Annotated in this window: 18 protein-coding genes and 3 tRNA genes; 8 read left to right on the plus strand and 13 right to left on the minus strand. The window is 64.5% G+C overall.

All coding sequences use genetic code 11. The annotated features are described in order from the left end of the window. The first annotated feature begins 138 nt into the window (after positions 1-138). On the plus strand, positions 139-642 hold the full coding sequence (locus tag F3H26_RS02260) for a hypothetical protein (protein WP_223162409.1): 504 nt from the start codon (positions 139-141) through the stop codon (positions 640-642). A 6-nt stretch (positions 643-648) separates the two neighbouring features. Here the strand turns inward: F3H26_RS02260 and rnd are convergent, their stop codons facing one another. From rnd to purM, 3 genes are all read right to left on the minus strand, one after another. After that, positions 649-1,806: a ribonuclease D gene (gene rnd / locus F3H26_RS02265; RefSeq protein WP_149774438.1), complete on the minus strand. Its 1,158-nt coding sequence runs from the start codon at positions 1,804-1,806 to the stop codon at positions 649-651. A gap of 114 nt (positions 1,807-1,920) precedes the next feature. After that, the gene (purN, locus tag F3H26_RS02270; protein ID WP_149774439.1) at positions 1,921-2,517 is read right to left on the minus strand and encodes a phosphoribosylglycinamide formyltransferase; all 597 of its coding nucleotides are present in this window, start codon (positions 2,515-2,517) and stop codon (positions 1,921-1,923) included. Beyond that, a complete protein-coding gene (gene purM, locus F3H26_RS02275) occupies positions 2,514-3,560 on the minus strand; it encodes a phosphoribosylformylglycinamidine cyclo-ligase (RefSeq protein ID WP_149774440.1) in 1,047 nt (348 codons plus the stop codon). Before purM ends, purN begins: the two co-directional genes overlap by 4 nt. Positions 3,561-3,666: 106 nt before the next feature. On the opposite strand from purM, the gene F3H26_RS02280 reads away from it, so the two are divergent. Beyond that, a tRNA-Ile gene (locus tag F3H26_RS02280) sits at positions 3,667-3,743 on the plus strand. Positions 3,744-3,752: 9 nt separating this feature from the next. On the opposite strand, the gene F3H26_RS02285 is transcribed toward F3H26_RS02280, so the two are convergent. Beyond that, the gene (locus tag F3H26_RS02285) at positions 3,753-5,072 is read right to left on the minus strand and encodes an ATP-binding protein (RefSeq protein ID WP_149774441.1); all 1,320 of its coding nucleotides are present in this window, start codon (positions 5,070-5,072) and stop codon (positions 3,753-3,755) included. 48 nt (positions 5,073-5,120) lie between these two features. Between F3H26_RS02285 and F3H26_RS02290 the strand changes: the two genes are divergently transcribed. The 3 genes from F3H26_RS02290 (at position 5,121) to F3H26_RS02300 (ending at position 6,397) form a co-directional block, all read left to right on the plus strand. Beyond that, positions 5,121-6,032, plus strand: coding sequence for an MBL fold metallo-hydrolase (locus tag F3H26_RS02290; protein ID WP_149774442.1), 912 nt, complete (start codon positions 5,121-5,123; stop codon positions 6,030-6,032). Positions 6,033-6,105: 73 nt separating this feature from the next. Then, positions 6,106-6,180: transfer RNA gene (locus tag F3H26_RS02295), tRNA-Asn, on the plus strand. A gap of 142 nt (positions 6,181-6,322) precedes the next feature. Further along, positions 6,323-6,397, plus strand: a tRNA-Asn gene (locus F3H26_RS02300). Positions 6,398-6,418: 21 nt separating this feature from the next. On the opposite strand, the gene F3H26_RS02305 is transcribed toward F3H26_RS02300, so the two are convergent. The 5 genes from F3H26_RS02305 to F3H26_RS02325 all read right to left on the minus strand — a co-directional run bounded on the left by F3H26_RS02305 (position 6,419) and on the right by F3H26_RS02325 (position 12,537). Then, positions 6,419-8,038 carry a long-chain-fatty-acid--CoA ligase gene (locus tag F3H26_RS02305; protein ID WP_149774443.1) on the minus strand — a complete coding sequence of 540 codons (1,620 nt, stop codon included), beginning with the start codon at positions 8,036-8,038 and terminating at the stop codon, positions 6,419-6,421. Positions 8,039-8,213: 175 nt separating this feature from the next. Then, on the minus strand, positions 8,214-9,824 hold the full coding sequence (gene pgi / locus F3H26_RS02310; protein ID WP_149774444.1) for a glucose-6-phosphate isomerase: 1,611 nt from the start codon (positions 9,822-9,824) through the stop codon (positions 8,214-8,216). Between the two features lie 3 nt (positions 9,825-9,827). Further along, entirely contained in the window at positions 9,828-10,499 is a 672-nt protein-coding gene (gene pgl / locus F3H26_RS02315) for a 6-phosphogluconolactonase (RefSeq protein WP_149774445.1), read from the minus strand. Next, entirely contained in the window at positions 10,496-11,950 is a 1,455-nt protein-coding gene (gene zwf / locus F3H26_RS02320) for a glucose-6-phosphate dehydrogenase (protein WP_149774446.1), read from the minus strand. Before zwf ends, pgl begins: the two co-directional genes overlap by 4 nt. A 317-nt stretch (positions 11,951-12,267) precedes the next feature. Beyond that, on the minus strand, positions 12,268-12,537 hold the full coding sequence (locus F3H26_RS02325; protein ID WP_149774447.1) for an usg protein: 270 nt from the start codon (positions 12,535-12,537) through the stop codon (positions 12,268-12,270). A gap of 193 nt (positions 12,538-12,730) precedes the next feature. On the opposite strand from F3H26_RS02325, the gene gyrA reads away from it, so the two are divergent. Together gyrA and F3H26_RS02335 are read left to right on the plus strand one after the other, a co-directional pair. Further along, entirely contained in the window at positions 12,731-15,460 is a 2,730-nt protein-coding gene (gene gyrA / locus F3H26_RS02330) for a DNA gyrase subunit A (protein WP_149774448.1), read from the plus strand. Between the two features lie 195 nt (positions 15,461-15,655). Next, on the plus strand, positions 15,656-17,230 hold the full coding sequence (locus F3H26_RS02335; protein ID WP_188127670.1) for a YARHG domain-containing protein: 1,575 nt from the start codon (positions 15,656-15,658) through the stop codon (positions 17,228-17,230). Positions 17,231-17,272: 42 nt separating this feature from the next. On the opposite strand, the gene F3H26_RS02340 is transcribed toward F3H26_RS02335, so the two are convergent. Genes F3H26_RS02340 through F3H26_RS02350 form a run of 3 tightly spaced genes read right to left on the minus strand, consistent with a single transcriptional unit; the run spans position 17,273 to position 20,696 of the window. Beyond that, positions 17,273-18,742 (minus strand): carboxypeptidase M32, encoded by a 1,470-nt coding sequence (locus F3H26_RS02340; protein ID WP_149774450.1) that lies wholly within the window; start codon positions 18,740-18,742, stop codon positions 17,273-17,275. Positions 18,743-18,746: 4 nt separating this feature from the next. Next, positions 18,747-19,892 carry a heme A synthase gene (gene ctaA / locus F3H26_RS02345; protein ID WP_149774451.1) on the minus strand — a complete coding sequence of 382 codons (1,146 nt, stop codon included), beginning with the start codon at positions 19,890-19,892 and terminating at the stop codon, positions 18,747-18,749. 60 nt (positions 19,893-19,952) lie between these two features. Then, on the minus strand, positions 19,953-20,696 hold the full coding sequence (locus F3H26_RS02350) for an RNA methyltransferase (RefSeq protein ID WP_149774452.1): 744 nt from the start codon (positions 20,694-20,696) through the stop codon (positions 19,953-19,955). Positions 20,697-20,858: 162 nt separating this feature from the next. Between F3H26_RS02350 and F3H26_RS02355 the strand changes: the two genes are divergently transcribed. After that, complete coding sequence (locus tag F3H26_RS02355) at positions 20,859-21,479, plus strand: thiamine phosphate synthase (RefSeq protein ID WP_149774453.1); 621 nt, start codon at positions 20,859-20,861, stop codon at positions 21,477-21,479. Here the strand turns inward: F3H26_RS02355 and F3H26_RS02360 are convergent. Next, the gene (locus tag F3H26_RS02360; protein ID WP_149774454.1) at positions 21,476-22,624 is read right to left on the minus strand and encodes a hypothetical protein; all 1,149 of its coding nucleotides are present in this window, start codon (positions 22,622-22,624) and stop codon (positions 21,476-21,478) included. The two genes, F3H26_RS02355 and F3H26_RS02360, sit on opposite strands and share 4 nt — an antisense overlap. Positions 22,625-22,732: the final 108 nt, after the last annotated feature.

The raw sequence follows: 22,732 nt of genomic DNA on the forward strand, positions 1-22,732 counted from the left end.
TCTCAGGCCTGACCTAAGCCGCGAAACCGGGCCTGTCCACCCCAAGCGCGCCTTTTCAAACCACTGGAATTAGTCTAATCGGTATCGGGTAACTCTGTGCAAAGCGTTGGGTCCATGCAAAAAACTCTGTCCGCTCTCATGATCGCGTCCCTGACCCTTTCGGCTTGCAGTGGTTGGCGGGATTCGCGGGTGAACCCGTCGAACTGGTTCGGCCGCAGCGCCCCCGCCGCCCCGGTCGAAACGCCCGCTGATGACGCCAACGCCCTGGTCCCCGATCAGGGTTCCGGGCGTGGGTTCTTCGCCCGGCCCGAGGCCGAGGACACCAGCGTTCTGATCACCACGATCGACGAGTTGCGGATCGACCGCAGCCCCTCGGGCGCGATCGTTCTGGCCAGCGGCACGGCCTTTCGCCAGGGGGCTTATGACGCCCAACTGCGTCCGGTTGAGTCGGAGGAAAACCGCAAGAACGGCGTGCTCGAGCTTGAATTCCGCGTGAACTATCCGCCCTTTGCCACGCCGCAGGGGCCCGAGCGGACGCGCGAATTGACCGACGCGATCGACATCAGCCAGGATGACCTCGACGGCATCCGCCTGATCCGCGTCAAAGGCCAGCAGAACGCGTTGGAGTCGCGACGGCGCTGAGCCGCCCTACAGCGGCACGACCTTGACGTCCTGCCCCTTGGCGGCCAGTGCGATCTTTCCCTCGCACAGTTTCAGAGCGTCCTCGCCGAACACCTCGTAGCGCCAGCCCGACATGGCCGGCACGTCGCGCTGGCCCGCCGCGATCTGGTCCAACTCGGAACTGTTGGCGATCAGCTTTGCGGCCACGCCGGCGCTTTCGGTCTTGGATTTGAGCAGTACCCGCAGCAGATCGGCCAGGGCCGGGTTGACCTTCAGCTTGTCACGGCTGTTGTCGACCTTGGGCATGTTCTCGGGCGGGCAGTTGACGCCCCGTTTGACCGCTTCGAGGATGCCATCTGCGATCGGACCCTTGCGGGCCTCGCGCAGCAACAGCCGCGAGCCGCCCAGATCCGCATGGGTGCGGGGCTTGGTCGAGGCCAGCTCGATCAGCGCGTCATCCTTGAACACCCGGTTTCTGGGAATGTTGTTCTCTTGCGCATAGGCTTCGCGGAACTTGGCCAGTTCGCGCACAACGGCCAGAAACTTGCCGGAATTGGTGCGCGTCTTGACCCGACGCCAGGCCTCTTCGGGGCGGATGTCATAGGTGTCGGGATTGGTCAGAACCTGCAGTTCTTCCGCGACCCAGCGGCTGCGGCCGGTCTTTTCAAGCTCGGCCGCGAGGTGTTCGTAGATCTGACGCAGATGCGTTACATCGGCCAGCGCATAGGTCTTTTGCGCATCGCTCAGCGGGCGGCGCGACCAGTCGGTAAAGCGCGAGGTCTTGTCCAGCCCCTGCTTGCAGATCTTGCGCACCAGCGTTTCATAGCCCACCTGCTCGCCAAACCCGCAGACCATGGCGGCGACCTGGGTGTCGAACAGCGGTTTGGGAAAGACACCGGCCTCGACCCAGAAGATCTCGAGATCCTGCCGCGCGGCGTGGAACACCTTGACGACGTTTTCGTCCCGGAACAGGTCATACAGCGGCGCGAGCGATATCCCCTCGGCCAGCGGATCGACCAGAACCGCGCTGTCTTCGTCGTCCGACGGCACGGCGAGCTGCACGAGGCAGAGCTTCGAGTAATAGGTTCGTTCGCGCAGAAACTCGGTATCGACGGTCACATAGGGAAACTTGGCCGCAGCCGTGCAGAAGTCGGCCAGGTCTTGCGTGGTCTTCAGGGTCTTCATGCGCGTGCTGTTCTTGCTCTTGCTTCGGTCAATGCCCGTTGGTCTTTCACCGCCCCGAGCGCTTCGGCAGACCATAAGCCGATTGCGCGCCGCATGTAAATCTCTGGAGGGATATCAAGGCAACATGACCGGCGCCTTGTCGCCACGGGCAAACCGCTCCAGAACCGCCGGGTACAGTTTGTGTTCCCACTCCAGAACCTTCCGCGCAAGGGTCTCGGGTGTGTCATTCGGCGCGATCTTGACCCGGGCCTGACCCAGGATCGGGCCGTCATCCAGCGCCGCGGTGACCTCGTGCACGGTGCAGCCATGTTCGGCATCTCCGGCGGCGATGGCCCGGGCGTGGGTGTTGAGCCCCTTGTATTTGGGCAGCAGCGAGGGGTGGATATTCAACATCCGCCCCTGAAAGCGCGACACGAAATCGCCCGTCAGCACCCGCATGAACCCCGCCAGGCAGATGATGTCGGGCTTGGCTTCCAGCAGCGGCTTGCACAGCTCGGCCTCAAACGCGGCGCGGTCACCGCCGAACGGCCGGTGATCGACCACGGCTGTGGCAATCCCGCGATCCGCAGCCTTGGCCAGTCCGCCAGCATCTGCATTGTTCGACAGAACCAGACAAGGCCGCGCCGGGTGGTCACCGGTCATGCTGTCGACCAGCGACACCATGTTCGACCCGCCCCCGGAAATCAGGATGGCGACGCGCTTGTGGCTCACAGCAGCTTACCTGCGTAGGAAACGCCCGCCCCTTCGGTGACCGACCCGATGCGCGCGACGCTCTCGCCGGCATCCGACAGCAGGGCGGCCAGGTCATCGGCGCGGTCGGCGGCGCAGACGACGATCATGCCGATCCCGCAGTTGAAGGTCTTGAGCATTTCCGCCTCGGCAATGCCCCCGGTTTCCGCCATCCAGCGGAACACCGGCGGCAGGTCCCAGGCGGTCAGGTCGATTTGCACACCCAGGTCGTCGGGCAGCACGCGCGGCAGGTTCTCGGTCAGCCCGCCGCCGGTGATATGCGCCAGCGCATGAACGCCACCGGCCCGGATCGCGGCCAGGGCGGGTTTGACGTAGAGCCGCGTAGGCGTCAGCAGCGCCTCTCCCAAAGGCCCGTCGCAGAAGGGCGAATCCGCATCCCATCCCAGGCCCGAGATCTGAACCAGCTTGCGCACCAGCGAATAGCCATTGGAATGCACCCCGTCCGAGGCCAGCCCCAGCAGAACATCCCCGGCCCGCACACCGGCGGGCAGATCGCTGCCGCGCTCCATCGCGCCGACGGCAAAGCCCGCCAGGTCGAAATCGCCATCGGGGTACATGCCCGGCATCTCGGCGGTTTCACCCCCGATCAGGGCACAGCCCGAGCGGACGCAGCCCTCGGCGATGCCTTCGATGATCCGCGCGGCGGTGCCGGTGTCCAGCTTGCCCGTGGCGAAGTAATCCAGGAAGAACAGCGGCTCGGCCCCCTGGCAGATCAGGTCGTTCACGCACATGGCCACCAGGTCGATACCCACACCATCGACCACGCCGGTGTCGATCGCAATCCGCAGCTTGGTGCCCACGCCATCGGTTGCCCCCACCAGGATCGGGTCGGAATACCCTGCCCCTTTCAGATCGAACAGCGCGCCGAACCCGCCAAGACTGCTCATGACGCCGGGGCGGTTCGTCCTCTTTGCGGCGGGCTTGATCCGGTCGACCAGCGCGTTGCCCGCATCGATATCCACGCCCGCATCTGCATAGGTGATGCCGTTCTTGCCCGCTGTCATGGCCGTTCCCTCATGAATGCTTTCAGCGCGGGTTAGTCGATTGTGCGCCGCGTTGCAACGGTCAGGCTTGACGCGGCCGTTCTGCGTGATACCCAAGCGGTCGGGCGGGCCTGTAGCTCAATTGGTTAGAGCAGAGCGCTCATAACGCTTTGGTTGGGGGTTCGAGTCCCTCCGGGCCTACCACTTTCCCGTTCATCGCCCGATGATGATGTCGGCACACAATCCGCCCATGCTTTCGCTTTTGCCCAGACGCAGCACGCCGCCATGGGCGCGGGCCACATCGGCCACGACCGCCAGCCCCAGCCCGACGCCGCTGCCCTGATTCTGGTTGCGCGCCGGGTCAAGACGGCTGAACGGGCGCACGGCTTCGGTGCGCTGGTCCGGCGGAATGCCCGGCCCGTCATCTTCGACCCGGATCCGCAAAGACCTGCCGGTCAGAGTGATACCGACCTCGGCCCGCGTCCCATAGCGGACGGCATTGCCGATCAGGTTCTCGACCGCGCGCCGGATGGCAACCGGGCGCAGTTTGACCGTGCCTTCGCCCGTGATGGTCCCTAAGGCGGCATTCTGGCCGGCCCTCTGGGCATCGTCGACGATCTGCCGCACCAGCGCGGCCGGGTCGACATCGACGGGGTCGCCCTCGGACACGCCCTGCGAGAACTGCAGGAACGCATCCACCAACGACTGCATCTCGGCCACGTCCTGCAAAAGCGGTGCGGCGTCTTCCTCGGGCAGCAACGACAGGCCCAGCCTGAGCCGCGTCAGAGGCGTGCGCAGGTCATGGCTGACGCCCGACAGGATCAAGGTCCGCTGTTCGATCTGCCGCTCGATGCGGGCGCGCATGTCCAGAAACGCACTGCCCGCGGCGCGCACTTCGACCGCCCCGCCCGGCGAGAACGGTACAACCCGACCCCGCCCGAAGGCCTGCGCCGCCTCGGCCAGCCGGGTAATCGGCCGCAGTTGGTTGCGCATGTACAGAAACGACACCGACGTCATCAGCACCGCGAAGAACACCATCGTCACGATCAACTGATGCGGCGCCACGGTCGACAGCCGCCGCCGGTCGAAACGCAATTCGAGCACCCCCAGATCGGTCTGCAGATACAGGGTGGCCATCTGGCTGTTCGGCAAGGAAACCGCCGACAGCGCGGGCAGCTCATCGCGCAGAAACGATTCGACCTGCGGCGCGATGAAATCATACCAGCGGCGCGCCTCGATCGTCGGAGACTCGTTTGGCCCCAGAAACCGGGCCTGCATGGCCAGCCCCTTCAGAAGCGGCCGCACCTGGGCCAGGCCTTCGTTCTGAGTTTCGGATTCCGCCATCGTGTCGAGAATCAACCGCACCTCGCGCGACGCGGCATGGGTCATCTGCTGCGTCACGTCCTTGAGATGTTCGCGCACGAAGGCGATGGACACGACCAGCAGCACGACCACCATCGGCAGCACCAGAATCAGCGCCGCGCGCGCGTACAGGCTGCGCGGCATATAGGGTTTGAGCCAGCGTGCGGTCATGCGCTAAACCTAGCGGGCCGTTCAGACATGCGAAAGAGGCGACGACAGATGGCAGACGACGAATTCGACCCGCAGCCCGGACTGCCCGTCCAGCTGCAACCGGGCCTCAGGCGCATTCTGGCCCCGAATCCGTCACCCATGACCCATCGCGGCACGAACACCTACCTTCTTGGCAGCCGCGACGTCGCCGTGATCGACCCCGGCCCACTCGACGACTCCCATCTTCGGGCCATCCTCGACGCCTTGGCCCCCGATCAGCGCATCAGCCACATCATCGTGACGCACAGCCATCTGGACCACTCTCCGCTTGCCGCGCCGCTGGCCAAGCGGACCGGCGCGCCCATTCTGGCCTTCGGCGGCCCCGAGGCCGGGCGCAGCACGGTCATGGCCCGGCTGGCCGCACAGGGGATGGCCGGCGGCGGCGAAGGCATCGACGCCGCGTTCCGCCCCGACATCGAGCTGGCCGACCAGGACCGGATCGAAGGTGACGGCTGGGCGCTGGAGGTGATCCACACGCCGGGCCATCTGGGCAATCACATCGCGCTGGGATGGAATGATGTCTGTTTCACCGCCGATCATGTGATGGGATGGGCCAGTTCGCTGGTGTCTCCTCCCGACGGAGACCTGACCGATTTCATGGCCTCCTGCCACAAATTGCGCGCCCGGTCCTGGTCGGTGTTCCATGCCGGTCACGGTGCGCCGATCACCGACCCCGCTTGCCGGCTGGATTGGCTGATCGGGCACCGGCAAGCGCGCGAGGCACAGATACTCGACACCCTGTCACAGGCACCGGGAACAGCGCGGGATCTGGCGCGACGAATCTATTCCGACACGCCCTCTGCCCTGCTGCCCGCGGCCGAGCGCAACGTTTTTGCCCATCTGGTCGACCTGACCGGGAAACAACGAGTTACCCCGAACGGCGCGCTTGGCATTCAGGCGGAATTCACCCGGGTCGCCTGACGTCAAAAAAATTCGCATCGACGGCTTTTCCCCTCTGGACCTTGAAAATTCGGGTTGCTATATCCGCCTCAGTTCCGGCGTAGCTCAGCGGTAGAGCAGTTGACTGTTAATCAATTGGTCGTAGGTTCGATCCCTACCGCCGGAGCCAAAATCCTCCCTCCGAAATCGCTTCTGAAACCCGCGCCGTGGCGCGCATTTCCCGGTGTTCGCGCAACCTGAAAATCGATCGAAAAAATCTTGCGTCGCCCTCTGGACGCCGCCGGACCGGGTTGCTATACGGCGCGCACCGTTCCGGCGTAGCTCAGCGGTAGAGCAGTTGACTGTTAATCAATTGGTCGTAGGTTCGATCCCTACCGCCGGAGCCATTTATCAAAGACCCGTACAAGTCACCCCGTCAGGGCGTCCTTGAACTCATCCCGCAGCTTGCGTTTCAGAACCTTGCCCGTTGCGTTCAATGGCAGCGCATCGACGAAAACCACTTTGTCCGGCACCTGCCACTTGGCGATCTTGCCGTCAAAAAACTCCAGCAATTCGGCCTCGGACGGGTCCTCGTCCTCGGCCTTGACGGCCACCAGCAGCGGGCGTTCGTCCCATTTGGGATGCGGCACGCCGATCACAGCCGCGGTGGCCAGTTTCGGGTGCGCCACCGCGATGTTTTCCAGCTCGACCGAGCTGATCCATTCACCGCCCGACTTGATGATGTCCTTGGAGCGGTCGCGGATGGTCATGTAGCCGTCGGGGTCCAGCGTGGCCACATCGCCGGTGGCGAACCAGCCATCCTGCAGAAGCTCCTGATCCTGCAGCTGGAAATAGCTGTCCAGCACCCAGTGGCCGCGCACCATCAGGTCGCCCTGCGTGACCCCGTCATGCGGCAGGTCGTTGCCGTCGTCATCGACGATCTTCAGCTCGACCCCAAAGGGCGGACGGCCCTGATTTTCGCGCAGTTTGTGCTGCTCCTCGATCGGCAGCTTGCGATGCTTGGCCAGCGGGATGTTGGCGGTGCCCAGCGGGCTCATCTCGCTCATCCCCCAGGCATGCACGGTGTCGACGCCGTATTTTTCCCGGAAGGTCGCGATCATCGAGGGCGGGCACGCCGCACCGCCGATCACCGTCCGTTCGAGACTTTCCAGCTTGGTGCCGCATTTGGCGGCATGGGCCAGCAGGCCCTGCCAGATCGTGGGAACCCCCATCGCCAGCGTCACGCCATAGGTGTCGATCAGGTTCACCAGCGCCTCGCCATGCAGGTCCGGCCCGGGCAGCACCATCTGCGAACCGGACATGGCGCAGCCATAGGGCGACCCCCAGGCATTGACGTGGAACATCGGCACCACCGGCATCACCACATCCATCGCCGAATACCCGATCACGTCGCGGGTGTTCGAGGCAAAGCTGTGCAGAACGGTCGAACGGTGCGAATACAGAACGCCCTTGGGGTGGCCGGTCGTGCCCGAGGTGTAGCACAGGCTCGAGGCGGTGTTTTCATCGAAGACGGGCCATTCGAAATCGGCGTCGCCGGTCTCGATCAACTCGTCATAGAATTCCAGTCCGGGGATCTGCTGCAGAGCATCCACGTTGCGCGGTCCCATCAGGACGAAATGCTTCACTTCGGTCAGTTGATCGCGGATCGCGGCAACCAGCGGGATGAAGGTGGCGTCGAAGAACAGCACCCGGTCCTGCGCGTGGTTGATGATGTAAACCAGCTGTTCGGGGAACAGGCGCGGGTTGATCGTGTGGCAGACGAAACCCGCACCCGAGGCCGCATAGTAGATTTCCAGATGCCGGCGGTTGTTCCAGGCCAGGGTGCCGATCCGGTCCTGCGGCTGCAGGCCCAGCTTGGTCAGCGCGGATCCCATGCGCCGGGCATTGGCGGCGATCTCGCCCCAGGTCGTCCGGGTGACGGTTCCGTCGGTTTCGACCGAAACGATCTCGGTCTGACCATGATAGCGCGCAGCATGATCGATCAGTGACGAAATCAACAGCGGCTGCGTCATCATCTGTCCCAGCATGGACATCCTCCCATTTGTCGCGCCGGCTTGATGCGGCGTCTGTTGCGGCCAGGCGGCACGGCGGCGTGGCCGGCCCCGGGGCTTCTCCTCGGGGCCGATCCTGCCAATCATTCAATTGTCTGACAATAAAAGATTGCGGCCTGCCGTGGCGGCAGGCCGTCAGATTTGCAGGGCTTCAGCCCCGATGCCGCAGCGCATAGGCCACAAGTGCCGCGGTCGAGCCGTCCTTGCCCTCGGTGCCCGCATCGCCATCGACGATCGGCCCCAGCGAGGTGGCCAGTTCCTTGCCCAGTTCCACCCCCCACTGGTCGAACGAGTTGATGCCCAACAGCACGCCTTCGACGAACACCCGGTGCTCATAGAGCGCGATGATCTGGCCCAGAACGAAGGGCGTCAGCTGCGGATAGATCAGCGTGGTCGAGGGCCGGTTGCCAGGGAACACGCGATGCCGGGCCTGACGCTCCAACGCGTCGCCCTGCAGGCCCTTCTCGGCCATGCGCGCCCGCGCTTCCTCCAACGACCGGCCGCGCATCAACGCCTCGGACTGGGCCAGGCAGTTGGCCAGCAGCAGACGGTGATGATGGGCCAGTTCGGGCTCGTGGCCTTCGGCGGCCACCATGAATTCGCACGGGATCACGTCGGTGCCCTGGTGGATCAGCTGATAAAACGCGTGCTGCCCGTTGGTGCCGGGCTCACCCCAGACCACCGGCCCCGAGGGCACGCTCAGCGCCGAGCCGTCCATGGCCACCGATTTGCCGTTCGATTCCATCTCGAGCTGTTGGAAATAGGCCGGCAACCGCAACAAACGTTGATCATAGGGCAACACCGCGCGGCTGGCATGACCCAGCACCTGACGGTGCCAGATGCCCACCAGCGCCAGCATCACCGGCATGTTCTCGGCCCAGTCCGCGGCGCGGAAATGCACGTCCATCGCCTGCCCGCCGCGCAGGAACGCGTCAAACGCGTTCGAGCCCACCGCGATCATCACCGGCAGCCCGACCGGCCCCCAGACCGAATAGCGCCCGCCGACCCAATCGGCAAAGCCGAATACGCGGTCAAACGGGATGCCGAAGTCTGCCGTCTTGTCCACGGCGCTGGACACGGCCGCGAACTGCCGCGCCGGGTCGCCGCCGCCATCCAGCATCCAGGCCCGCGCGGTCCGCGCGTTGGTCATGGTTTCGATGGTGGTAAAGGTCTTGGACGCCACGATCACCAGCGTCCGCGTCGGGTCCAGTTCGCGCAGCGTGTCGGCGATATGCGCGCCATCCACGTTCGAGACATAGTGCAGGCGCGGCCCGTCGTGATAGGGCGCCAGCGCCAGCGTCGCCATCACCGGCCCAAGGTCCGAACCGCCGATGCCGATATTCACGACGTCGGTAAAGCTGCCCCCGGCCCCCTGGGCCGTTCCGCCCCGGACCTCTTCGGCGAACACACGCATGCGCTGCAGGGTGTCCAGAACTTCGGGCATCACGTCCTGGCCATCAACCTCGACCGGGCCGCCATCCAGATTGCGCAGCGCGGTATGCAGCACCGCGCGGCCCTCGGTCTCGTTGATCTTGTCGCCCCGGAACATCGCGTCGCGCCGTTCGGCCAGGCCGGCCTGATCGCACAGGTCGATCAGCGCCGCGCGGATATCGGCGTCGATCAGGGTTTTCGAATAGTCGAACAACAGATCGCCGGTCGAGGCCGAGAAGGTCTGCGCCCGGTCGGGGTCCTGCGCGAACAGGTCGAGTATGCGGGTATCCGCCGCCTGCGCGGCAAAGGTTCTGAGTTTGTCGAGCTGCATGTCCTACTCCGCCCAATGTACCGAAATGCCGTCCAGCACCGCCGCGATCGGAGCTTCTTCGGGCGGCAGGGACATGGCCCGCTCCAACGCGTCGCGCTTTTTCGGGCCGAAAATCACAAGATGCTTGGACAACGCCCCGTTCAGCACCGGCGCGGTCAGCGTGATGCGCGGCTCGGGCTGCGATTGCGGCCGGGCGACCGTCAGCGGGGGCGCATCCCCATCCAGGGCCGCGTCCAGCCCGGCCATCCCCGGAAACAGAGAGGCCGTGTGCATGTCGTCGCCCATGCCCAGCACCAGAACCGACAGCGGCAGAACCGGGACGATCAGCGCCTCGATCTCGGGCAGGATGTCCTCGGGCGACTTGCCGGGAATGAACAAGGGCACGAACTCGGCCGCGGCGGCGCGGTTGGTCAGCAGACGCTCGCGGATCAGCCGTTCGTTCGACCGGTCGCTGTCGGCCGGAACACAGCGTTCGTCGGTGGGCAGAACCCGCACGCGGTCCCAGTCCAGGTCGGCCGCGCACAGGTTGTCGAAGATCGGGCCGGGCGTGGTGCCGCCCGGCACAGCCAAGGCCACGGTGTCATTGTGCAGCAGCGCGGTCTCCAGCTCTCCGGCCAGCACATTGGCCACGTCGATGGCCAGCATGTCGCGGTCAGCGTATTCCTGAATGTTCATGGCTTGATCCCCTGCCATTGGCGACCGTCGCGTTTCATCAGCAGCTCGGCGTCGCCGGGACCGGTGCTGCCGCTGTCATAGGGTTTGGGCACGTCGCCGCGCGCCTGCCATCCGGCGATGATCGGGTCGGTCCAGGCCCAGGCGGCCTCGACCTCGTCGCCGCGCATGAACAGGGTCTGGTTGCCCCGGATCACATCCATCACCAGGCGGTCATAGGCGTCGGGGGCCTGATGGTTCTCGGGCCCCAGCGCTTCGGCAAAGCTCATGTCGAGCGGCACGTCGATCAGGCGCATGCCGCCCTGCCCCGGCTCTTTGATCGTGACCTTCAGCGTGATGCCTTCATTCGGCTGCAGGCGGATCGACAGCGTGTTGGCATGCCGCCCGGCCTCGGCCCCGAAGATCGAATGCGGCGCGTCCTTGAAGATCACGTTGATGACCGAGGACCGTGCCACCAGCCGCTTGCCGGTACGCAGATAGAACGGTGTGCCCGCCCACCGCCAGTTGCTGACATGCGCGCGCAGCGCAACATAGCTTTCGGTGGTCGAGCGCGGATTGCCCACCACCTCGCGATAGCCCGGCCCGTCGGGGCCGCCGGTATACTGCCCGCGCACGATGTGATGCGGCTGCACCGGATCCAGCGCGCGGATCACCTTGAGCTTTTCGTCGCGCACCGCGTCCGAATCGAACTTGGCAGGCGGTTCCATCGCGATCAGGCACAGAAGCTGCATCAGGTGGTTCTGCACCATGTCGCGCATGGCGCCGGCGCGCTCGTAGTACTCCTCGCGCCCGTCCACGCCGACGGTTTCGGCGACGGTGATCTGGATGTGGTCGACATACTGGCTGTTCCACAGCGGTTCGAACAGCATGTTGCCGAACCGGACGGCCATCAGGTTCTGGACCGTCTCCTTTCCCAGGTAATGGTCGATCCGATAGATCTGATTCTCGTCGAAATAGGCTGCCAGCGTGGCGTTCAGCGCGCGCGCGCTGTCCAGGTCGTGACCGAACGGCTTTTCCACCACGATGCGCGTCTGCGGGGTGGCCAGCCCATGCTGCCGGATCCGCTCGGCCAGCGGCCCGAACAGGCTGGGCCCGACCGAAAAATAAAAGGCCCGGATCCGATCCTCGGTCAGCTTGCGGGCCAGCACATCCCAACCGGGGTCGGCCCCGGCGTCCAATTGCACATAGTCCAGGCTTTGCAGGAACCCGCTGCGCAGGTCGTCCTGCCCTGCATGCTCCGGCGCGTATTCGGCCAGCGACCGCGCCACGATCGCACGAAAGGCGTCGGAATCATGCTCCGACCGCGCGGCCGCGAGGATGCGGACGCCATCGTGCCATTGCCCGGCACAGTAGCGACGGAACAAGGCCGGCAGAATCTTGCGCTGGGCAAGGTCGCCGGTGCCGCCGAAGATGACCAGATCGAACGGATCGACAGGTATGACGCGTGAAACCATGAAGCGTCCTTAACCCGCCCGCACGCACATGTCCAATGTTAGCGCAATCATCTTCTCGACCATTCCGAAACGTTCCGATGAAAATCCGTGTTCAATCAGACATCTGTCGAAATCACTCTATTGCTGATGCGGGTGAAATCAAAAATGCAGAGATGGCGACTTGGGGCGGAACTGAAATCGCGCTGACGGATCAGGCCAAGGAATACAATCAGTGCCGAGACTCGTCGTCGAAACGTCAGGCAAGTCCGGGTCGGCCCCGTTGGGTCGGGGGCCAGGCCCCAAGAGCGTCAAGGCAAAGGATCTGGTGAGGTCCGCGCCTAATTCAGCCGGTATTCACCCACGACATTCTGCCATTCGCCGGGGGCTATCATCTTGCGGTGGGTGAAGCGGACCGAATGCAGCGGCCCCTCGATCTCGCGCTGCCAGAATTCGATGAACTTGAACAGCTTGGGATGATCCGGCGCCAGATCGTAGTCCTGCCAGATGAACGTGTTCAGAACATGGATGTAGTCGGGCATGCGATAAAAGAACTCCGCCGTCGTCAGCCCGTACCCTTTCAGCATCAGCTCGGTTTCGGTTTGCTTCATTCAGACCTCCAATTTCTCAAAAGGTCTCTTCAGACTAGCATGATTCCCATTCAAATTTCATTAAAACAACATGTTAAGAGATCCGAACCCGAGATTTGCCCGGCATCTGCGCTGCTTGCTTGCACCTTATGTGCCGGGTCTGATAAGATGCATTCACAAGATATAGACCCAGCACAATAAACGGGCAGTTTACGTGAGCGATACGCCAGAAATCCCCGAAAACATGGATGAAACCCCGCCCGAGCGCCCGGTCTACGACGGCCCGACGGTATCCATCGAATCCGAGATGCGCACGTCCTATCTGGACTATGCGATGTCGGTCATCGTGTCCCGAGCGATCCCCGATCTGCGCGACGGCTTGAAGCCGGTGCATCGGCGCATCCTCTATGCGATGCACGAGACCGGGAACACCCACGACAAACCCTATCGCAAATCGGCCCGTCCGGTGGGCGACGTGATGGGTAAGTACCACCCGCACGGCGACAGCGCGATCTATGACGCGCTGGTGCGGATGGCGCAGGATTTCTCGATGTCGCTGCCTCTGCTGGATGGTCAGGGCAACTTCGGCTCGATGGACGGCGACAACCCGGCGGCCATGCGCTACACCGAGGTCCGCATGGACAAGCCCGCCGCCGCGCTGCTGGCGGATATCGAGAAAGAGACGGTCGATTTCCAGGACAACTACGACGGCAAGGACAAGGAACCCACCGTCCTGCCCGCGCGGTTCCCGAACATGCTGGTCAACGGCGCCGGCGGTATCGCGGTAGGCATGGCGACGAACATCCCGCCGCACAACCTGGGCGAGGTCGTGGATGCCACGCTGGCGCTGATCGAAGACCCGGACCTGACCAGCGAACAACTGATCGAATACATTCCCGGCCCCGATTTCCCCACGGGTGGCGTGATGCTGGGCCGGTCCGGCGCGCGCAAGGCCTATCTGGAGGGCCGCGGCAGCGTCATCATCCGCGCCAAGACCCGCGTCGAAGAGTTGCGCAAGGACCGATATGCCATCATCGTGGACGAGATCCCCTATCAGGTGAACAAGGCCTCGATGATCGAGAAGATCGCCGAAGCCGTGCGCGAAAAGCGCATCGAAGGCGTCAGCCACGTTCAGGACGAATCCGACCGCAACGGCGTGCGGGTGGTGATCGAACTGAAACGTGACGCAACGCCCGAGGTGGTGCTGAACCAGCTGTACCGGTTCACGCCGATGCAGACCTCGTTCGGCTGCAACATGCTGGCGCTGAACGGCGGCCGCCCCGAGCAGCTGACCCTGCGCCGCTTCCTGACCAGCTTCATCGACTTCCGCGAAGATGTGGTCGCCCGCCGCACCGCATACGACCTGCGCAAGGCGCGGGAACGCAGCCATATCCTGTGCGGTCTGGCCGTGGCGGTGTCGAACGTGGACGAGGTCGTGGCCACGATCCGGTCTTCGGCCGACGCGGCCGAGGCACGCGAAAAGCTGATGACCCGGCGCTGGCCGGCCGCGGACATCGCCGATTACCTGCGCCTGATCGACGACCCGCTGTCCAAGATGAACGACGACGGCACCTACAACCTGACCGAGGTTCAGGCCCGCGCGATCCTTGATCTGCGCCTGCAACGCCTGACCCAGATCGGCGTCAAAGAGGTCACGGACGAGCTGGAAGACCTGGCCGCCAAGATCAAGGAATACCTGGATATCCTGTCCTCGCGCGAACGCATCATGGGCATCATCGCCGACGAATTGCGCGAGGTGAAAGAGAACTTTGCCGTTCCGCGCCGCACTGAAATCGTCGACTGGTCCGGCGATATGGAAGACGAGGACCTGATCGAACGCGAGGACATGGTCGTGACCGTGACCTCGGGCGGCTACATCAAGCGTACGCCGCTGGCCGATTTCCGCGCGCAAAAGCGGGGTGGCAAGGGGCTGTCGGGCATGCAGACCAAGGAAGAAGACGTGGTCACCACCCTCTTCGTGGCCAATACGCATACCCAGCTGCTGTTCTTCACCACCGACGGGATGGTCTACAAGCTCAAGACCTGGCGCCTGCCCCAGTCGGGGCGCACCGGCAAAGGCAAGGCGATCGTCAACATCCTGCCGATTCCCACCGGCGTTTCGATTGCGGCGATCATGCCGGTCGATGTGCCGGACGAGGAATGGGAAAACCTTCAGATCGTCTTCGCCACCAGCGCCGGCGACGTGCGCCGCAACGCGCTGAGCGACTTCACCAACGTCAAGCGCAACGGCAAGATCGCGATGGACCTGCCCGAGGGCGTGGAACTGGTCAACGCGCGCATCTGCTCGGACGATGACGACGTGATGCTGGTCACCAATTCCGGCCGGGCGATCCGTTTCCCCACCACCGACGTGCGGGTGTTCAAGGGGCGCAAATCGACCGGCGTGCGCGGCATTCGGCTGAACCCGGGCGACCGCGTGGTTTCGATGTCGGTGATCCGCCATTTCGAGGCCACCCCGGACGAGCGCGCCGCCTATCTGAAGATGCGCCGCCTGATGGCCGGCGTGACCGACGAGGCCGAGACCGACGAGGATGGCGGCAATGCCGACAGCATCCTGCCGCAGGAACGCTATGCCGAGATGTCGGCGGCCGAGAACCTGATCCTGACCATCACGGCGAAGGGATCGGGCAAGCTCAGCTCGTCGCATGACTATCCGGTGCGCGGTCGCGGCGGCATGGGCGTGACGGCGATGGACAAGGCGATGCGGGGCGGCCCGCTTGTGGCCTCGTTCCCGGTCGAAATCGACGATCAGATCATGCTGGCCACCTCCAAGGGGCAGTCGATCCGGGTTCCGATCGACGGCATCTCGTTCCGGTCCCGCAGCGCCGGAGGGGTCAAGGTGTTCAACACCGGCAAGGGCGAAGAGGTCGTCAGCGTCGCCCGCATCGCCGATCAGGGCGACGGAGAAGAAGACGGCGCGTGACCTGAGGCCGCAGACCTGAAAGATCACGCCCCGGACAGCCCGCGCTGTTCGGGGCGTTTTCCTTTTTGATGTTCAAAAGCAACATTTTGCCGGGTTCTGGTGCGCATGGCCTGTTTTCGTGCCATCCGGCCCGCTAGGCAAAATATGTCTCGACCTGAGACACATGATTGTTTGCAAGGACTTGTAAGGAACGCCTTGATACGCCCCACTGTCGGGCCACTGCTGGCGGCCGCCTGGTTGACCCTGTGCGCCGCAGTTCCGGCAACGGCCGCCGACCTCATCATCTTCCACAAATATGACACGCCACCGCCGGACCACCTGGAACCGTTCGTGTCGCAGTACAAACCGGCCGAAGCCTATGCCGAATGCGACATGGTTCTGACCGGCGAAATCGAAGGTCACGAGCTGGAATATTTCCACGCAATCTACGACTACACGCCCGACGGCCCGTATGGCAGTTCCTACAGCGACTATGTCAACAACTCGGTCCTGTGCCTGGACAGCACCGGCGGCGATTTCGACACCGCCCTGGAGATCGCCGGTTTTCTGGCCCGGATCGGCGCCGGGCTGGAAACCCGCGTGATCGACGGGGATACCTGCACGTCTGCCTGCTCGATCCTGTTCTTTGCCGGCGCATGGCTGGAAGAAGGTGAAACCGTCCTATGGGCGAAACACCGCTCGATCGCCGCGACCGCCAAACTGGGCGTACACGCGCCGCGGATCGATCTGGGTGACGGCGACCGGTTTACCGGCGCAGCAGCCGTCAATGGCGCCTATTCCCATGCCATTCGGAATGCGGCCGGAATCTTCACCATGTCCCAGCGTCGCGATACCCAGGGCGATCTGTTCATGAACACGTATCTGTTCCAGCGTACGCTCGAAACGCCGCCGCGGGGCATGTACTATATCGATACGGTCGGCGATGCGCTTCTGGCCGATGTCGCCGTGACCGGCATCGACATCCGGGCCCGGCTGGACGAAGACCTGATCGAGGCCATCTGCGACAACGTCTTCATGCTGGACGACGGCATGTTCGACTGGGCCTTCGGTCCAACCTGGAAGCGGCACCCGCTGGCCTCGATGCCCATGATCTGGGAGGATTTCCAGAAGGCCGTCGCCGCCGCCTGGATCGACGATGCCGATTTCAGCTACGACATCCAGTTGGAACAGGGCGACGGGCACATCTATGGCGTCGCCCGGGGCTATCGCACCGGCGGCCCCTATTCGGCGCAGGACTGTCTGGTCAGGCTGGACACATATGCCGATATCGGCGACGTGGATCTGCTGGCCAGGCAACGCGACGCCCACGAGGCCTCGACCGCCATGAACGCCATCCAGGTCATGATCGGAACGCAGTTTCCTTCGGGCGGCTATGACCCCGCGGATTACGCCTTTCAGTCAACTCCGCGCCGCTACTGGCAGGGTCTGCTGGACCGCGACGTGGAACCGCGGGCCTATCCCATGCTGATCGCCTATCCGATGACCAGTTTCCTGGCCGACCTGCCCGGAGTTGACGCCGAACCCACTGCGCAGCCCGAGGGCGACACCGGATCCGGGATCATGGATGCGCTGGCCGAGTTCGACTGTGACCAACTGTGGTTGCGGCGGAATTTCATCTTCCACGTCAACGGCTACTGCTTTGACAGCGAACTGGGCAAGCAGGTGTTCGGTAATGACGAATGCCACACCAAGTCACCGGATCTGGATGACGAGCAGCAGCATCTGGTGTCTCTCATCCGCGAGATGGAAGACCTGAAAGGCTGTCGGTAAGTCGAAACGAAAGGCCGCCCCGGCAGCCTTTCGCGGCGCCCTCTACAGACCGTAGAGCGCGCCGAATTTTTCTTCGAGATAGGCCAGCAGCGGCTCGGGCCCCGGCTCCATGCCGCTGGCGCGGCGGATCAGTTCGCGTGGGGCATACAGTCCGCCATGCTGCTGAACATGCTCGCGCAGCCAGCCGGTCGCAGCGGCGGTATCGCCCTGCGCCAGTTGCTCGTCCAGACCGGGAACCGCCGCCCGCAGGGCCTGGTACAGGCAACCGGCATAGACATTGCCCAGCGAATAGGTCGGGAAGTAGCCGAACAGGCCAACCGACCAATGCACATCCTGCAGGCAGCCGTTCGACGGCTTGTCGACCGCATAGCCGAAATCGGCATGGAAGCGATCATTCCAGGCGGCCTCGAGGTCCTGTACCAGCAGATCGCCCGACATCAGCGCGCGTTCCAGATCGAACCGCAGCATGACGTGCAGATTGTACTGAACCTCGTCCGCTTCGGTGCGGATGTATCCGTTGTGCACCCGGTTGACGGCGGCATAGAAGGCCTGTTCGTCCGCAATGCCGAAATCGCCGAAGGTGTCCGTCATCTGCCGGAACAGCCATCCCGTGAAGGCGCGCGAGCGGCCCAGCTGATTTTCATAGATGCGGCTCTGGCTTTCATGGACGCCCATCGACACGCCCTGGCCCAGCGGTGTCAGCGCGTAAGCCGGGTCGATGCCCTGCTCATAGCAGGCGTGCCCGACCTCGTGGATGGTCGAGTAGAAGCAGTTGAACGGGTCGGTCTCGCTGGTGCGGGTGGTGACGCGCACGTCGTCGCCGCTGCCCGAACAGAACGGGTGTACGGCCTTGTCCACCCGCCCCCGGTTCAGGTCGTAGCCGAAAGTCTCCGCCAGCTTTTTCGTCAGCTTCATCTGGGCCGCTTCGTCGAACGTTCCGGTCACGCCTGCTGGGGACGGCCGGTCCAGCACCGCCGCGCGCAGCGCAACCAGGCGTGGGCGCAGGGCGTCGAAGATATCGGCGATCTCGGCGGCCGTCGTGTAGGGCTCATAGTCCTCGACCAGCGCGTCATAGACATCGCCGCCCTGGGCCAAAGCCGCGCCCTCTTCGCGTTTCAGCGCCACGACCTCTTCGAGAACCGGCAGAAAGGCAGGTACGTCCTCGTCGGCGCGGGCCTGTGCCCACTTGCCCTGCGCGGCCGAGGTCACGCGGGCGATGGCGGTGGCCAGATCGGCGGGCACCTTTACGGTGCGCTCGTATGTGCGGCGGATTTCGCGCAGCTGCGCCTGACCGACCTCGGTGTCGGCATGAGCGTTCTCCAGCCACTCGGCCACGCGCGGATCGGAGCGGCGCGCATGCAACACGGCTTCGATTGCGGCCAGCTCCTCGGCGCGCTGGTTGACGGCGCCGCGCGGCATGACGGTCTCCTGGTCCCAGCCCAGGCGGCCGGAGATCTGCGCCAGCGCCTCGGTTTCGCGCTGAAAGGCCATCAGGTCATTGAATGCAGTCATTGGGTCAAGCTCCGCGCAGCGAGGTTGCGATGGGAAAAGCGGTCAGGAACCGGGCGCGCAGGATCAGGGTCCAGACGACCACGGCCATGAACTGATGGAAGATGGCGATCTGCCAGGGCGCGCCATAGACCACGGTGAGGATGCCCACGACCACCTGCAGCGACAGCGCCGCGAACATGGCGTTGAAGGCGAACCGGGTCTGCGGGTGGGCGCTGCTGCCGCCGCGCCGCCAGACGAAGATACCGAAGGCGAACAGCGCATAACCCACACAGCGGTGGATGAACTGCACGAGCCCCGGGCTTTCGAAGAAGTTGCGCCACATCGGTTCAAGCGCGGTGGCGTCCGGCGGCAGCAGTTGCCCGCCGATCAGCGGCCAGTCGGTATAGGACCGGCCGGCGTCGATGCCCGCCACCAACGCGCCGATCAGGATCTGCAGAAAGGCAAAGTGCAGCAGCCCGGTCGACAGCGAAAACAGCCGCGCCTCTTTGGCGCGGCGGGCCTGCATCAGGTCGCGTTCTTCGCGCCCCAGCATGAAGATGTACCAGGCCAGAAAGCCCAGGATCACGAACGCAAGGCCAAGATGGGTGGCCAGGCGATAACTGGCAACTGCGGTCATCCCCTCGCCCTGCGTCACGCCCGAGGCCACCATCCACCAACCGACGGCGCCCTGAACGCCGCCCAGCAGTCCGGGGATCGCAAGGCGCCCGGTCCAGCCTGCGGGGATCTTGCGCAACACCAGAAAGCCAAAGAACCCAAGCGCCCAGACCAGGCCGATCACACGGCCCAGCTGCCGGTGGCCCCATTCCCACCAGTAGATGGTTTTGAAGTCCTCCAACTCCATCCACTGATTCATGATCCGCCACTGGTCGATCTGTTTGTACTTGTCGAACTCGGCCTGCCAGTCGGCCTCGGACATCGGCGGGATCGCCCCGGTGACCGGTCGCCATTCGGTGATCGACAGGCCGCTGTCGGTCAGGCGGGTCAACCCGCCCACCGCGATCATCACGACGACAAGCGCGAACAGGACCATCAGCCAGATACGGATGGCCTTGCGTGCCCCGCCCCGGCCGCGGTCGATCATGCCAGGCTGGACCGTTTCCTGCTTTTGTTCACCCGAGACTTCTTCGAAGATGCTGCGCTTGCCGCTCATGCCGTCCTCATGTCCTTGATTTTCCCGCAAGCTAGGGCCAGTGCCCGGGAAGGTCCAGCCTCAGCCCTTGTCCTTCCAGCGGACCATCTGACGCATGATCCCGTGCAGCATCTGCACATCGGCCCGCGTCATGCGCATGCGCGACCACAGGTTGCGCAGGTTCACCTTCATCCCTTCGGCCTTTTCCGGCGGGTAGAAGAACCCGGCCTCCTCCAGCCGCTGCTCGTAGTGTTCGACCAGTTTCTCGACCTCGATGCCCGTGGCCCAGTCGCCCTTGCCCAGATCGGTGGCCTCGTGCACCACGTCGCCGGTCTGGCGCATCCACTCATAGGCGGTCAGCAACACGCACTGCCCCAGGTTCAGCGAGGCGTATTCGGGGTTCACAGGCACCGAGATGATCGCATTGGCCTTGGCGATGTCTTCATTCTCCAATCCGGCCCGCTCGGGCCCGAACAGCACGGCCACCTTTTCGCCCGCCGCCACCTTTTGGGCCGCGATCTGCATGGCGCGTTCGGGGCTGTAGACGGGCTTGGTCAGGCCACGCTGACGGGCCGTGGTGGCGAAAACGAATGTGCGGTCGCCCAACGCGCCGGCCAGATCGTCGAACAGCTGCGCCTCGTCCAGCAGCCGCCCGGCACCGCTCGACATGGCCACGGCCTTGGGGTTGGGCCAGCCGTCGCGTGGGGCGACGATGCGCATCCGGTCCAGACCGAAATTCCACATCGCCCTCGCGGCGGCACCGATGTTTTCGCCCATCTGCGGGCGGACAAGCACGAATGAGGGCTGGGGTCTGTCGCTGGGCATTTTGATCTCCGAAAGTTGCGCCTGCCATACTGCCGCCGATTGCACAGGGCAAGCCCGGCCGCCCTGCCCGATTGCAAATCACGCGGTCTGCGGGCAATAAAGTTTGATTCGCCGCCGCAATCCGCTAAACCGCGCCAAAGACCAACCGCGAAGGATCCGCCAATGGACACCCCCGAGCAGCCTCAGATCTATCTGATCACCCCGCCGACCATCGACCCGGCCACCTTTCCCGACCGGCTGGCCCGCGTTCTGGACGGGACCGAGATCGCCTGCATCCGGCTGGCGCTGGCCGGCAGCGACGAGGACGCCATCGCCCGCGCGGCCGACGCCTGCCGCGAGGTGGCCCATGCGCGCGACGTGGCGCTGGTGATCTCGAACCATGTCCTGCTGGCGCAACGGCTGGGGCTGGACGGGGTGCATCTGGACGATGCGGCCCGCTCGGTCCGGGCCGCGCGCAAGGAGCTGGGGGCGGATGCCATCGTGGGCAGTTTCTGCGGAACCTCGCGCCATGACGGGATGACCGCGGGCGAAGCCGGGGCCGACTATGTGGCCTTTGGCCCGGTCGGCGAGGTGGCGCTGGGCACCGGAAACCGCGCCGAACGCGACCTGTTCCAATGGTGGTCCGAGATGATCGAGGTTCCGGTGGTCGCCGAAGGCGGCCTGACGCCCGAATTGGTTGCCGAACTCGCCCCCTGCACCGATTTCTTTGGCCTCGGTGACGAGATCTGGGGCGACGACGACCCGCTGCGCGCGCTCGACACACTGCTGGCGCCGATGCGCTAGAGCGGCAGGACCGGCAGCACGACCCAGTAGAGCCCCAGACCCGCCAGCATCAGCGATGCGACGGTCGAAATGCGCCCCCGCAGCCGGGGCGCATCGGGCAGCAGCACGGTCATTATGGCAAGTGCCAGACCGGCGACACTCGCCATCGCCAGCAAGACCCCGCCCGAATAGGCCAGCAGGGCCGGCACGACATGAAGCGGAGGAACACCCAAGCGGATCAGTTCGTGCGACAGGCCCAGGCCAAGTACCGCGCCGGTCAGGAAGACCGCCCCCAACCGCAACGCACCCGCCCGCGACCCGATCAGGTTCCATGTCGCCAGAATGACGACAGCCCCGGCAACAGCCAGCCAATACGCCTGATCCCCGAACCCAAGCAGGCGGGACAGCCCGAGCGGCTGCGCCAACAGAACACCCAGCGCCAGGGCGGTGAATTGCGTCAGAACGGGGCGCACCCACAGGGTCAGAAAAACCAGCGCCAGGGCCAGCGCCAGAAGCTGCCCCTCGTCTTGCCAAACCCGTGCCACGCCTTGCCGAAAGAAGGTTTCGGCAGCCTCTCGTGGCCCCATCCCCGCGCCACCGCGCAAGGGAATGGCGGGGCTGGTCTCGCCCCCCGCCAGCAACCCGGTATAGGGCGCGTCAACGCCTGTCTGCCTCAGAACCACCGAGCCGAACCCGGCAGGCCAAGTCAGGCGCAGCTCGGTCGCCCCGGACGGCAATGTACCGACCAGCAGCACCCGTGACAGCCTGGGCATACTAGAATTCCCCACCACGGGAATGCGCGCCCCCTCGTAGGACAGATCGACCGGGCCGTTCGCGTCGATCTTCATCGCGCTTTTCCACTCTGCCACATGTGCGTGCAGCAAAGGTTCCAGTTCCGAAGACGGCAGTCGGCGCAGCCGGGCATAATGCGTGCTGCCGCCGTCGCCGCCCTGCGCCACGTCCTGCGGGTCAAGCCCGGCCAGCAGCGCCTCGGCATTCAGGGTGATTTCCACAAGCAACTGCTCGCCCTTGGCCTGAAACTCCACGACCGACCGGCCAACGCCTTGCGCCGCAAGCGGACCGGCCAACACAAGCAGGACACAGACACAACTGATGGGCGGCAGATGGTGCCTGAGAACAGCCAGCAGGCGAATGATGAAACCCATCCCGAGGGATCCGGAAATGAAACAAAACACTGCCCCCGAGTGTTTCCGGGATATGGGCGTTTGACAAGTCCGTTCGCTCATGGAGGCCCGTTTCCGCCCGCTTCCGGC

It is taken from the genome of Ruegeria intermedia, from assembly GCF_900129345.1.
GTDB classification, from domain to species: domain Bacteria; phylum Pseudomonadota; class Alphaproteobacteria; order Rhodobacterales; family Rhodobacteraceae; genus Ruegeria; species Ruegeria intermedia.

Coding starts and splice junctions, on each gene's coding strand:
- pgl (WP_149774445.1), bottom strand. CDS start 10,499: ATGAACATTCAGGAATACGCTGACCGCGACATGCTGGCCATCGACGTG.
- F3H26_RS02360 (WP_149774454.1), bottom strand. CDS start 22,624: ATGGGTTTCATCATTCGCCTGCTGGCTGTTCTCAGGCACCATCTGCCG.
- F3H26_RS02305 (WP_149774443.1), bottom strand. CDS start 8,038: ATGCTGGGACAGATGATGACGCAGCCGCTGTTGATTTCGTCACTGATC.
- F3H26_RS02285 (WP_149774441.1), bottom strand. CDS start 5,072: ATGACCGCACGCTGGCTCAAACCCTATATGCCGCGCAGCCTGTACGCG.
- purM (WP_149774440.1), bottom strand. CDS start 3,560: ATGACAGCGGGCAAGAACGGCATCACCTATGCAGATGCGGGCGTGGAT.
- zwf (WP_149774446.1), bottom strand. CDS start 11,950: ATGGTTTCACGCGTCATACCTGTCGATCCGTTCGATCTGGTCATCTTC.
- F3H26_RS02355 (WP_149774453.1), top strand. CDS start 20,859: ATGGACACCCCCGAGCAGCCTCAGATCTATCTGATCACCCCGCCGACC.
- pgi (WP_149774444.1), bottom strand. CDS start 9,824: ATGCAGCTCGACAAACTCAGAACCTTTGCCGCGCAGGCGGCGGATACC.
- ctaA (WP_149774451.1), bottom strand. CDS start 19,892: ATGAGCGGCAAGCGCAGCATCTTCGAAGAAGTCTCGGGTGAACAAAAG.
- F3H26_RS02260 (WP_223162409.1), top strand. CDS start 139: ATGATCGCGTCCCTGACCCTTTCGGCTTGCAGTGGTTGGCGGGATTCG.
- F3H26_RS02290 (WP_149774442.1), top strand. CDS start 5,121: ATGGCAGACGACGAATTCGACCCGCAGCCCGGACTGCCCGTCCAGCTG.
- F3H26_RS02325 (WP_149774447.1), bottom strand. CDS start 12,537: ATGAAGCAAACCGAAACCGAGCTGATGCTGAAAGGGTACGGGCTGACG.
- F3H26_RS02350 (WP_149774452.1), bottom strand. CDS start 20,696: ATGCCCAGCGACAGACCCCAGCCCTCATTCGTGCTTGTCCGCCCGCAG.
- F3H26_RS02340 (WP_149774450.1), bottom strand. CDS start 18,742: ATGACTGCATTCAATGACCTGATGGCCTTTCAGCGCGAAACCGAGGCG.
- rnd (WP_149774438.1), bottom strand. CDS start 1,806: ATGAAGACCCTGAAGACCACGCAAGACCTGGCCGACTTCTGCACGGCT.